Below are 13,277 nucleotides of genomic sequence, written 5' to 3'. Positions count from 1 at the left end.
GGTGATTAGCGCAGCCCGGTAGCGCATCTCGTTTGGGACGAGAGGGTCAGAGGTTCGAATCCTCTATCACCGACCAATTTAACTAAAAGGCTACTCAAATGAGTGGCCTTTTTGTTTTTCTTGATTGGTCATTACATTCGTACTATTGCCTTATTAAGTGAACAATGCCAATCGCATTATCTATCTGCATCCTCTATCCACATTATTGATTCACACTATCTATTTGCATTAACGGCGTTAATAGGATCTACATGCTATGTTTAATGACGTTTGTATGTTTTTTGCTAACCATACGTTATAGCCTTTCTGTTATAGCAGGAGGATTGATACCGTTTATTACTGCTGCGACTATAGGTATAAATAACCTGATGTGTACGGCATCGATGTGCCATGATTGAAGTGGGAGGAGACCATCACATCAGGTTAAATAGGCTTTACGCTGATATTCAGGTTGTCAGAGTCGTGCCATGGTATGGCTAAATCTTATCGAGCAAGCTTGGTCGTAAATTAATTGCAGTTGACTGGTATCGTTCTTAAATATGAACGAGTTCACCAGAACAGCTTTATAGCGCTAGCACTGTGTTATAGCTGTTGGGTTAACCCACTAATACCCTAGTGAGTTTATCGCCTGTAAGTAGCTCTACAGAGATAAAAAAACCACTCAGAGGAGTGGTTAGTATTAGTAGATCAACTCTTTGATATCACTTAGAGCTTCACATTGACCGGCGGTACAATAAAGCCTTGATAAGCATCGACTCTGAGTTCAGTAAATCGTGTTAATTGGTTTGCTTCTTGGATGCCTGTGACAATCACTTGAATATCTAACCCTTTAGCGACATTCACTAAAGCACGACATAATTCGCTGTTGTGTTGATTCTCTTCAATATAGGCAAATGATTGGTCTAGTTTGACATAATTTGGACGTAGACTTTGTAAGTAAGCCATTGAACCGAATTGGCGACCAAAATGATCGATACCAAACTGAGCTCCTGAATCTCGAATGACTTTACAGAGATTTTCACAAGATTCTAAATCGCTATATACACTTGCTTCTGGGATTTCAAAGCAAATCCGTTCGGTGTATTTATTGGATCGTAGGAATTGTTTTAGCCAAAGATGAAAATCAGCATCGCTTATACTTTGATAAGTAAGATTGATGGCGACGCGTTCATAATTGCGTTCGAGTAAACGATGTTCATTGACTGTTTCTATTAAACAACGATCGAACATTGTGCCTAATGAGAGTAATTCTATATAGGGAACAAACTGACCAGCATGGAGGATGGTGTCGCCTATTTGCAGTTGGCAATATAGTTCGCGCTGACAAATTTCATCTTTGGCACATAGCTGAATCGACTGCCAACGGAATTGGAATTTTTTGTTCTTTATGGCATGACTTAAATTATTGCGCCACTCTTCACGGGTAAACAGCTGCTTTTGAGTGTTCTCAAACCAATGGAACACTTTGTCGTCTTTAATGGACTGTTGGAGTGCGTTATCTGCTTGAGCCAACATGTCTGATACTGTCATTTGTCCTAGACGTTCAGCAACACCAATATAAAACTGTTCATTTGGTTTACAGCCAGCTTTAGATATTTCTTTATTAACAGTACGTATTAGGCTTTGCAAATACTTAGCCAGCTGGTCATGTTCACAGTCCTCAACAAGGAAGGCAAATTCATATGCTGCAATGCGGGCTATAACAGAAGAAGAAATTTGATCTTGGTGGTGTTGTAGTTTCTCAGCCAGAATGCGAATGGTCTCATCGCGAACTTGGAAACCGTATTTGCTATGTACTTCTTCTAGCCAATCCATTTTGACTAAGTAAAGTGCTCCGGTACTGGGTTCGCTTAACCAACCATTAACTCTACTGACCATATATTGTCTATTTGGCAGCCCTGAGACTTGATCGATAAGATTTTTCTTTCTTAATGCTGAGACTTCTTCGTCAAGAGAATTAAATACTTGTTTTAATTGGGCTGACATACTGTTAAATGCATTGACGAGCTCTTTTAACTCCCTTGTTTTTGGCGTTGGCATATCTGGGCCAAATTGCTGTGCTGCTATTTGTTTAGCGTGTAAAGAAAGGGTGTTTAAGGGTTTTAAAATCCAGCTTAATCCCACTCGCGCAAATATAATGGCGATGAGAAATAAGATTGAAAATAGAATAATAATGTCGGAAATAATCCGCCATAACTCCTGATAGCCAAATCCTGGGTGAGCTGTAATTTCTAGTGTGGCAAGTTGTAACCAACCAGAGGTAATCGTGGTTTGTTTTTTAATGGTTTTAAACAGGTTAAGATCGATAAACCATTGAGGGATATTATCGACTTTAACAGAGTTGTTCCACACTTGTTGCTTACCATCAACCAACCACGTTAGTTTGATTTGTTGATAATAGCCGCCCTCAAAAATGACATTGACTAATGTTTCAGCTCCGGCATCATCACCGGCTTCTAAAACAGGGGTCAGCATTAATCCTAATGAATTACTGGCATTGTTGAGATCAGATTCCATTTGTTTGGATAAGAATCCTTGGGTTTCTGAAAATTGTACATAGGCTACGCTTGCAATTGTTAACAAGAACAGCCCGAAAAGTAACGCATAGATCTGCCTGAACAGGGTCATGTTGTCACTACTCCATGTTGAGTTTGGGTTGGCGTAAGCGTTCTACACCTAATCTAAGTTTAAGGTCAGTCCATTTTTCAAGGCGTGATGATGAGCCAGCTAACACACCTCGACCTTTTTCTTTGTTTAGCCATAATTGTTTACCGTTAAAACTGTAAACAGGCAGGAGATCTTTTCGTTTCGTTGCCAATTTTATGGTTTTATCCAAATTGTCGAGCACTAACGGAATCGAATTAGGCTTTTCATAGTATGCTAACACCATATGATATTGATTCAGCGATGTCGCTTTTACCATGGTGATTCGGAGTTTATCTTCAGGAATACCCAGTTGAAGAAGCGTGAAATACTTTGCGATTGAGAAGTCTTCGCAATCCCCTCCGTTAGCCCCGATAAACTCCATTGGCGATGCCCAATAATTGGATTCACCCCATAGCGTTTGATCATCAATGAATCGAAATAAATTAAAAAATTGATTCACTTTTTCTAATTTATCAATATCAGCAAGTTGTTGTGAATCACTGACGATTTTGAACCAAGCATTTGCTCGTAATCCTGCGCGATCGCCATAACGTTTCGACAATGCTGAAACGGTTTGCTGCTGATTCAATTCTTGAGTTGGTGCAGCATATAAACATGAAACTAAAAGGGCCGATGCCATAATAAAAAAATGACAGACCCTTTTATGCAACGCTGTAGTTACTTTGCTGTCTTCACGACTCAAAGAATCAATGCCTTGTATGTCCGTTAGTCATTTTGCTCATCGACAGTGTAAATATTCCATCTCATTTCTGGAATGGTGTCATCGGCTGTGACTTCAGCTATCACACGACGATTACGCTCTTCTGCTTCTGGCGTGCCACTGTTATCAATTGGGTTATCAAAACTATACCCTGTAGCGTTAAGACGGCTTGGATCGATACCAAAGGTGTTTTCTAACACTTCGATAACCGCTTTTGCACGTTTTTGAGATAACGCTAAATTAAGTTCATAGCTTCCACGTTTACTGGTATGGCCTTCTATTTTTACCTTAGTGGTAGGGTAGGTTTTCATGATATTAGCGACGCGTTCAATTTGGTTATAATACTGCTGTTCGATAACCACTGAATTATTACTAAATAGTATTTTTAAGTCTTGGCGTTCATTGATATCTTTGATGCTACCACAACCATAGTTGTCGACAGCAGCACCAATGATGGTGCCAGCACAACGTTCTCGGGCCATTATCACACCATCACGATCACTGTCGGCAAGATCAAAATTTTGTGGTGTAGAAGCATTAGACTCGACAATATCGTTGATCGAACAACCTGTTGTTGTAATCAATGCGAGTAAAATCATCAAATATTTCATTATTTAACACCTCCCTCATATTCACGCTCACCACGCCATTCTCCCGGGCGTGTTACTCGAAGTGAGTCAAGTAGATCGCCTGTCGCATTCAATACTCGGTAACGAGCAGCAATTTCGTCATACTCGGTTTGCAAGTAATCCTTACGAGCTTCAAATAGTTCATTTTCTGTATCGAGTAAATCGAGCAGAGTTCGTTGGCCCAAGTTAAATTGTTGCACATAAGCCACTTGAGTCTGTTTTGACGCCACAACATGTTCACGGATGAACTGTTTTTGTGGGGCTAACATTTCATAAGCATTCCAAGCTAACGAAACACCCTCAACAACTTGGCGATAAGCGCGTTGTTGGATTTCTTTTGCTTCGTTGACTTTATAGGCTGTTTCTCTGTCTTTTGAGACGTCTTTACCACCTGAAAAAAGGTTATATTTAACCCGAACCATAGCAACTAAATCATTGTTATAGCCGTTAACATTTTGGCTGTTAATTGCGCTGTAGCCATCTTCGCCGTCAGTATCATTATTCCAGTTACCATTAAGTTCTAGGCTTAATTGCGGGAAATAGCTGGCTTTGGCTGAGCTACGTTCTTTTTTAGCGGCGTTAATATCGCTTTCCGCTGATTTTAATACTGGGTGTTTTGATTTTGCTGCCATGAGCCCTTTATCTAAGCTTTTTGGTAGCATATCGGCATCAGGCACTGGCAGAATTAGGTCATCGGGTTTTGCTTCAACAATTCTGATATAGGCTGCACGAGCATCTTCTAAATTGTTTTTAGCCGAAATTACATTGGCGTTTGCACGGGCAAGACGACCGGTGATTTGCGATAAATCTGCTATCGATCCTAAACCTGAATCTGTGCGTTGTTTTATTTGATCGTAAATGTCTTTATGACTCGCGAGATTTTTCTCCGAGAGTAATAGTACTTGCTCGCTACGGATGTAGTTCAAATAGACCTTTGCAACATCCAATGCCATATCTTCAGCAGCAGCAAATAATGCCCACTGATCCGCGCTAGCTTCATACGAATAACGATCGACTTCGCTACTGGTATAGAAACCATCAAACAGCATTTGTTTGATACTAAAACCGGCTTCGCCACGTTCTAAATCAATCATACCGTCATTATCAACATCACCTTGGCCTACTTTACGACGAGTTGAAGGGCTATCGGTTTGCTCCCAGCCATAGCCCGCAGAAAGATCTACGGTTGGCATATAGCCTGCTACGGCTTGATTAACTTGCTCTTCACGCGCTTTAAAACGATTAAAAGCAATGCGTAAATCTGGGTTTGTGTCTAGCGTATGTGCAACAGCTTGCTCAAGAGTCTGGCTTGAGGCTGTTGGCGCTATCAACATTGATAAAGCAAGAGCAACAGCACTTAGCTTTATTTGTTGATTTATAATAGTTGTCATAAAAAACCCTCCCGGTTCTTCTTAGCGCTCTCTAAGGGCGGTATCTTTCGCTCTTAAAATTGGATTTAAAATGTACTCAAGTATGGATTTTTTTCCCGTGATGACATCTACTGAAGTGAGCATCCCTGGAATTATTGGCATCTCTGTGCCATCGTCTTTCATTAAACTGGACTCTTGTGTTCGCACTTTTACAATATAGAAACTATTGCCTTCTTCATCCTGTGACGTATCGGCGCTAATGTGTTCAACGGTTCCTTTTAGCCCGCCATAACGAGTAAAGTCATATGCGGTGACTTTTACGATAGCGGGTAATCCCGGATGTAAAAAAGCAATATCTTTAGGAGTGATTTTGGTTTCTATCAGCAGTTTATCTTCTGATGGAACAATTTCCATAATCTCTTCACCTGGCTGTACAACGCCACCTAAGGTATTAAAGTTAATTTTTTTAATGGTGCCTATAACAGGCGAAGCTATGACGGCTTTACTGACCTTATCAAATGCGCCTTTTTGTGCCTGATTCATACGTGATAATTTGGTTTGCATTTCATTGAGCTGTGCACGTAAATCAGTGGCATAAACAAATACAGCTTCTCGGCGCTTTAAGATTGCTTCATCCATAGACGCTTTCACTTTTGGACGTAAAAGCCTAACCGATTGTAATTCACCTTGAATATCATTCACTGTGCGCTCAAGTTTGAGCAGCTCAACTTCCGGAACAATGCCTTTCCGAGCAAGTGGTCGAGTCAATTCAAGCTCGCGAGATACTAATTGATAACTCGTCGTAAGGGTACTAATTCTAGAGGCCAACTCTTCTATTTCTTGCTGACGTTGTTGGATCTGACGTACAAGAATTTCTAATTGGTTGCTTAAATTATCCAACCGAATTGAATATTCTTCTTGTTGACGCCTAACCAGTTCTGGCTCTTCGTCAATAATGGTCTGCGGAAATACCAAATTTTGCTTGGTTATTTTGACCTGTTGGCGCCAGTCTGAAGACATATCTGAAATAATAATACTGTCTAATTCGGTGCGCATGCGAATAATATTAGTTTGTAATCCGAACACTTCTTGTTCTTGTTGGTCAAAATCGGAGCGGAATCGGGTGTCATCAATCCGGGCTAAAGGTTGTCCTTTAGTGACCATACTCCCTTCTTGGACATAGATTTCCTGCAAAATTCCGCCATCTAGACTTTGGATAATTTGAATCTGTGACGACGGAATAACTTTACCCGTTCCTGATGTCACCTGATCTAATTCTGAGAAGTAAGCCCAAATAAAAAAACACACCATCATTGCGGACAGTGACCATATGATAAGACGATGTCCTGACGGGGCGTCAGTCATCATGGCACCATAAACGTCATCAACCATTTCTAAGTCGGCTACGGTAAGATGCTTACTCATGAGTTTTGGGCTCCAGCAATTGTCCCTGCATTAAGTTTCGCAAGGACTTCATCTTTAGGACCATCAGCCACTACATGTCCACGTTCTAACACAATAATGCGATCGACTAGATTTAATAAATGCATTTTATGGGTAATTAATAATAGCGTTCTGTTTTTACTGACTTGTGCCATTGAACGCATAAACTGTTTTTCTGCTCGCGCATCTAAACTGGCAGTAGGTTCATCCATTAACAGTATTGGCGGGTCATTTAATGTAGCTCTAGCTAAAGCGACACTTTGGCGTTGGCCACGGCTTAGCGATAGACCACCTTCACCTACTTGTTGATCTAATCCTTCCGACTCTAAATGAGTAAATTGACTGACTCCAGATAACTGAACAGCTCTAATAAGTTGATGTTCGCTTACTTGGCGAGACCCAAATAATATATTGTCACGAACAGAACCGTGAAATAAAGTGACATCCTGAGGTAAATAACCAAAGTTACGTCTCAAGTCACTAGGATGAATTTGCCCTGCATCTATACCATCATATCGAAGACTACCGTGTACAGGTTTATACAGCCCTAATAGCAGCTTTGCTAAAGTACTTTTACCAGAACCATTACGACCTATAATGGCTATTCGCTCACCAGGCTTTATGGTTAATGACATTGGATAAAGTATTGGTTTCTCTGCTCCAGGAAAGGTGAAGCTAATATTGTCAGCGGTAATTTTTCCATTAATACGCTCTTTACTGACTAAATGCCCTTTGTTTTCAAACTCATTTTCTTTTGCCATTATTTCATTAAGTTGACGTAGGGAGCTTACTGTGTAATTACCTCTGGTGATAAGAGATGCTAATTGTGCCATTGGCGCTACAGCTCTACTTGTAAGCATCACAGCTGCAATAATTCCACCCATAGATAATTCGTTGTCTGCTAAACGATATACACCTAAAATCACGACCGCGACCACGCTGGTTTGAACTGCGAAATTAGCAAAATTTGCGATGAAGTTAGATAATTTTTTTGTTTTTAGTTCCCAATTAGCGGTATGCCCAATCATTTGTTGCCAGCTTTTTTGGACTAAGCCTTCGGCACCATTTGCTTTGATTGATTCAATAGCAGTAAGACTTTCTATTAAATGCCCATGCTTTAAGCTGGCAAAACGATTACTTTCTTCAATAGCCGCTTTTAGTTTAGGTTGCGCATAAAGAGTTACAGCAATAATGAGTACACCCGAAATCACTGGTATTGCAGCTAGATCACCAGCAACAATATAAATAATGAGGACGAATAGAATCGCGAAGGGTAAATCAACTAAAGACGTTATGGTTGCAGATGTCAAAAAGTCTCGAATACTTTCAAACTCGCCTAACTGACGAGCCATCCCGCCGATACTCGGAGAACGTTGGGACAGTGGTATCCCTATTGCTTTAGCGAACAATTTTGATGAAACAATAATATCGACTTTTTTACCCGCGACATCGATTAAATAACTTCGAAGTTGACGCATTATAAAATCAAATAAATAGGCAATACTTGCGCCAATAGCTAAAACCCATAATGATTCAAATGCTAGGTTTGGAACGACTTTATCATAAACATTCATGATAAATAGTGGTGATACAAGTGCAAATAGATTCACGAGTACTGATGCTATTAGCGCGTCTCGATATATAGGTGCTGAATCAATGATACTTTGTTTTAACCAATGAGTGCTGTTGTCATGTATGTGGACATCAACGCTCGCGTCACCTCGATAATGTTGTTTAACAAGGAATAAATATCCTACGTAAAGTGTTTCTAACTCTTCTACCGTTAGGCTTTCTTCACCGCCGGTTTCTGGCAATTGAATAATAGCTTTGTCATTCTCAATATCAATACTGCGTAAAATAAATGCTTTTTTGTTTTTGAGCATTAAAATACATGGCAATAATATTGGAGATATCTGAGTCAGATCCTTACGAGATAGCTTTGCAGATAAGCCCGCTCTAGCAGCTGCTTGTGGCAGTAGTTCAGGTGACAAACCTGCACTGGTTAAAGGAAGCCCTGCTGCGAGGGATTCACTAGAACATGGGCTACCAAAATGCTCAGTTAATAAAACAAGGCTATCAAGTAGCGGATCAACCGTCACACGTTGTGAGGCAGATATACTCCATTGTTCCTGAGTATTGGATGCACTAGCTGGCACTATAAAGATATCCTTGTTATTTTTATTTTTACTACTGGTTCTTTTATTTGATGTAGCTAAGTATCCCTAAACGCCTCCCATATTACTATGGAAGGCATATTATTTTTTGCTAAGGAATAATTTGGCCATCAGGATTATTTACAAATGGGTCAATACCTTGGCCATTTGGTGTTGTCGTATTGGTATCAACAATGAGCGCGCCATCGTTGAGTAAACCATTAATGATAACCCCTTCTTGTGAACTACCATAAATACTTGATAAATCTACACCATCAAGAGTAATGGTTTGCTCATAGCTACCGTCTCCATTAGTATCTATTTCAATAACACTTGAACCATTAGCGTCGTAACTGAAGTTAAGTAAATTTTCGAGATTATTATATTCTTCATTAATCAGTAAATCACTCAGATCAATTTTATCTTCATTATGATTAAAGTCAGAAATTATATCATTACCAAATTCACCTAGTTGCCATTTAAAGGTATCAGCACCTGAGTCGCCACGTAATACATCATCACCTAAACCGCCAATTAAGGTATCGTTACCTGCGCCACCTCTTAAACCATCGTTATGAGTGCCGCCATCAATATAATCATTACCATTATGTCCATAAAGAATGTCTGAACCAGATTGGCCATAAATGAAGTCATTACCGTTTCCACTGTTAACTATATCTGCTTTAAGAGACGCGACATCATTTGAAAGTAATAAACCGTCGGTATCAATTATGCTGTCAGCACCAGATAACGTGCCTGTCATTATATGGTTATTAGCAATAGTATTTGTGGTTAGCTCAAGGTCATCATCTGACTCGAGACCATATGAACCAGTCTCACCAGCATAAATAATATCACCACCACGTCCGGTCTCTACATGATCACTACCAGAACCACTACTAATGACTTGAGTAGTCTCACTGCTGTAACTTGTTAGGTTACTACCAGAAGCGGTAACTGTATTTCCGTTTTCGTCAGTAATTTGGCCAAATAAACCACCACCGAATGTAACATTAAGCTGCTTTTGGTTGAGTCCATTGTCACCTTGTAACACAATAAATTCATCACCTAAGCTTGTGCCTGTTGTTGTAATATTATTTGCATCTTCAACAGGTACATCTTGTGCATTGACTAAATTAACGTTTATTTCAAGTACAGCACTGGAGATATCACCATCACTATCTTGTATCGTATAAGTAAATACGTCAGTAGCACCAGAAGGGATGGTATCCGTTGTACTGGTTAACTCGTAAGTGTATGTACCGTCGTTATTAATTATAACAGTACCGTACTGACCTGTTATAACAACTCCGACATTACCAGTTGTATTGGTACTTGTTTGATCACCTATCGCTACACCGATTACAGAGCTGATATCTGCGCCAGTAATATCATTATCTAATACATTACCTTCTACTGACGGTAGACTATACCCACTACCAGCCACCATCCTAATGACTAAATCATAACTAGTAGATGCATTTTCATCGGTATAAATTGACGATACTACATTACCATCACCATCTTCAAAGCCTATAACTTGGATAGTGTACTGCTCGCCTTCGTAATTAAAGGTCACGTTTGTTTGACCGATTGTTACGATATCGCGAGGGTCTGCGCCATCATTTGGTGTTTCGTTATGCGCGAAATTAAGTTTAAGCGTAACTGCTGTTACATTGCCGAATGAATCAATAACGTTAAATACTACATCCATAGTTGCTGCGGTTATCGATGAACCACTATTAATTGGGTAATTGTAGTGAGTAAATGTGCCTAATACGATATCTTGGTTTAGTACCACTTCACCATTTAGAGCACCGTCATTGTCCATGAAGCCGTAACCAGATTTAGCGCCATTCGTAACACCCCAACGAACTTGATCTAATGCAGAGTCATTATCTTCGCCACCAGAGCCAATATCACCATCAAACCTGACAACATTTGCACCACCAGTAACCGTTTTCCACTCAGCCTGAACGCCGCCAATGATTGCAAATGAATCTTGAGTTACAGATAGTGTCACGCTGTTATCTATTGCAATTGGTTGGTCGTCGTGAACAACTGCGTTAAGTGTTGTTGTAGCTTGATCTCCATCAACATCAATCGCCGTTATTTGGAAGGTATCTGTAATCGTCTCTCCGTTACTGCCAGTATGGTTCTGTGCGGTAACGAGGTTGTATGTGTACTCTAATAAACCATCGTTATAACCGGTAATTGATAGCTCTCCAAATTCACCCGCGATGATGATCGGTGAGACCAATGATGCAGCCATTAATGCTGCTAATGTTAAAGTGCTGCTGTTTCCATCTACTTGTATAGAAAGTCTATCTAAACCATCTTTTATATCGATAACCATACTGCCAGATGTTTCTATTGCAGCATTGATGTTCGAACCATTGCTCAGGCCAGACTCGAAAACTTCTAATATATCAGGCGTGCTAATAGCGACCAGATCATTCGTTCCTACAATATTAACCGTTACTGTCGCTGTATCTGTTGCGCCAAATTCATCTGTTATTGTGTAGTTAAATGTATCTGTTGTAAGTTCGCCAGACGCAAGATTATTGAATGCACCATTAGGATTATAGCTATAAGTTCCATCAGCATATATCGTTAATAAGGCACCACTATCAAGAGTAACAACTTGTCCTGAAGTCACAGAATCGCCATTGATAGACGTTAATATAAAGTCATGCCCCTGAGCATCAATATCATTAGCCAATAAACCATCGGCAGGGTCAAGAACATCAAGTATCTCAGATTCACTGGTAATAATGGTTCCTGTTAATGCAGGCCCACTGACATCAAGGGATGTTAAGAAATAATCAGAAGAATCATTTAGTGCTGGCCCGCCATTTTGTTCACTAATTGTAGGTATAGCTTCGAATACTAATTGATCAAATACTAAGTTACCGGTGTTGATCGTAAATGTGCCCGTAGTATTGCCTGCGCCAGTAGTAAATGTCGCCATCGCAACGAGTTCACCGTTGTAATAGGCTTTCCAGACACCTTGTTCTCCTGAGCTTTCATCGCCGAACAAGTTTGCTACGCTAAATGTTGCCTGATTAACTAAACCATTGAAGTCAAATATAATGGCTTCTGACGTATTAGTGGCAGAATCATACTCTATCTGGCCAGCAATTTGACCTGAAGATCTTGGAGAACCTGACACGCCTAGCTTGTTATTATCATTTGAGATATTAACGTCACCTATTGATCCATCAGCATTTCGTGCACTAATAGTGAACTTAGGCTCGCCATCAGTATCCTCTGGAATAGCCCATGCGTTAGAGCTGTTTGCCGATGCGATATAAATTGTGCCCGGAGTATCATCAGTAGCATCAACGCCATTGACGGTCACTGCATCATTATCATTTACTGATTGATTTCCTGCAGAGTCAGTTTGGCTAATTTCAACGGTTAAAGTTTGGCCTTCAGCAAGAGTATCTTGGTTCCAAGTGATGACCCCATTGTTATACGTGAAATCAACAACTGGTGTACTGCCATCCAAATTAACAAGTGAACCGTTTACCAGTTTTAATTCGAAACTTGTTTGCGGTCGGCCATCAATACTAATTGATATTGCTACAAATCCTCCAGCAGATAAGTCGGTGTGATCTGCGTTAGCCTGAATTTGTATACCAGCACCATTTGCATTAATTTCACCTTGATTTAACCAACCATCTCCTGGAGTTCCATCATCAAGAATGATAATAGAAGGTGTGCCAGGTGCGACGCGATCAATTGGTTGAGTATCGGTTGCCACAGCAGAGGGGTTACCGGCCATGTCAGTGACTTGTGCGGTGACGTTCACATCAGTAGCGCCAGCAGTCACAGGCACTTCAACCGGATAACCGTTGTCGAGCATGTCCTGGGTGACGGTCACAGAGGCTAATACGTTGCCGCTGCCATCGGTGACGACTAAGGTGTCGCCGATCTGAGTGCCGGTCGTTAAAGTGACTGTGGCAGTTACAGAATTATCTGGGCCGATTTCATCAGCACTGTAAATACCTTCATCACCCATACCTATAAATTCAATTAGCGGTGCGGTAGCTGGTGTTGTGTCCAGATTATCGACATCGGTGTCGTTAACGGAGTTGCCGTTATTGTCTAACGCGGTGGCAGACACGGTGATGTCGCCATCAACTAATGTGGAAACATCGACACCAGCAATCGAATAGCTGCCGTCATTATTAATTGTCACGCCCGTGACCGTGACTTGGGTGCCGTTGGCATCAGTTAATACTAACGTGACGGTTGAACCTGGGGCCACATCGGTGGTGGTACCGCTAATGTCGGCGGTGGCGCCGCTGTC

7 protein-coding genes are annotated in these 13,277 nt (G+C 40.7%); all 7 read right to left on the bottom strand.

Annotated features, from left to right (window positions below; genetic code table 11):
* Positions 1-705 precede the first annotated feature (705 nt).
* Positions 706-2,628, bottom strand: a complete 1,923-nt coding sequence (locus AAEY99_RS20735; protein WP_101087239.1) for a bifunctional diguanylate cyclase/phosphodiesterase — start codon at positions 2,626-2,628, stop codon at positions 706-708.
* A 7-nt stretch (positions 2,629-2,635) separates the two neighbouring features.
* Positions 2,636-3,286, bottom strand: coding sequence for a transglutaminase-like cysteine peptidase (locus AAEY99_RS20730; protein WP_101087238.1), 651 nt, complete (start codon positions 3,284-3,286; stop codon positions 2,636-2,638).
* A gap of 86 nt (positions 3,287-3,372) precedes the next feature.
* Positions 3,373-3,978: an OmpA family protein gene (locus AAEY99_RS20725; protein ID WP_162022189.1), complete on the bottom strand. Its 606-nt coding sequence runs from the start codon at positions 3,976-3,978 to the stop codon at positions 3,373-3,375.
* Positions 3,978-5,387 carry a TolC family outer membrane protein gene (locus AAEY99_RS20720; RefSeq protein WP_351011860.1) on the bottom strand — a complete coding sequence of 470 codons (1,410 nt, stop codon included), beginning with the start codon at positions 5,385-5,387 and terminating at the stop codon, positions 3,978-3,980. Before AAEY99_RS20720 ends, AAEY99_RS20725 begins: the two co-directional genes overlap by 1 nt.
* A gap of 21 nt (positions 5,388-5,408) precedes the next feature.
* Positions 5,409-6,791, bottom strand: a complete 1,383-nt coding sequence (locus AAEY99_RS20715) for an HlyD family type I secretion periplasmic adaptor subunit (RefSeq protein ID WP_101087235.1) — start codon at positions 6,789-6,791, stop codon at positions 5,409-5,411.
* Positions 6,788-8,965 carry a type I secretion system permease/ATPase gene (locus tag AAEY99_RS20710; protein ID WP_351011858.1) on the bottom strand — a complete coding sequence of 726 codons (2,178 nt, stop codon included), beginning with the start codon at positions 8,963-8,965 and terminating at the stop codon, positions 6,788-6,790. The genes AAEY99_RS20715 and AAEY99_RS20710 overlap by 4 nt, the downstream gene beginning before the upstream one ends.
* Positions 8,966-9,074: 109 nt before the next feature.
* The coding region (locus tag AAEY99_RS20705) for a beta strand repeat-containing protein (RefSeq protein ID WP_351011856.1) at positions 9,075-13,277 on the bottom strand (4,203 nt) is incomplete at its 5' end.

Origin of the sequence: Shewanella sp. S1-58-MNA-CIBAN-0166 (genome assembly GCF_040310085.1) — a bacterium.
In the GTDB taxonomy this organism is placed as follows: domain Bacteria; phylum Pseudomonadota; class Gammaproteobacteria; order Enterobacterales; family Shewanellaceae; genus Shewanella.
The sequence above is the reverse complement of the archived record's forward strand: the minus strand, read 5'-3'. Positions and strand labels throughout refer to the sequence as shown.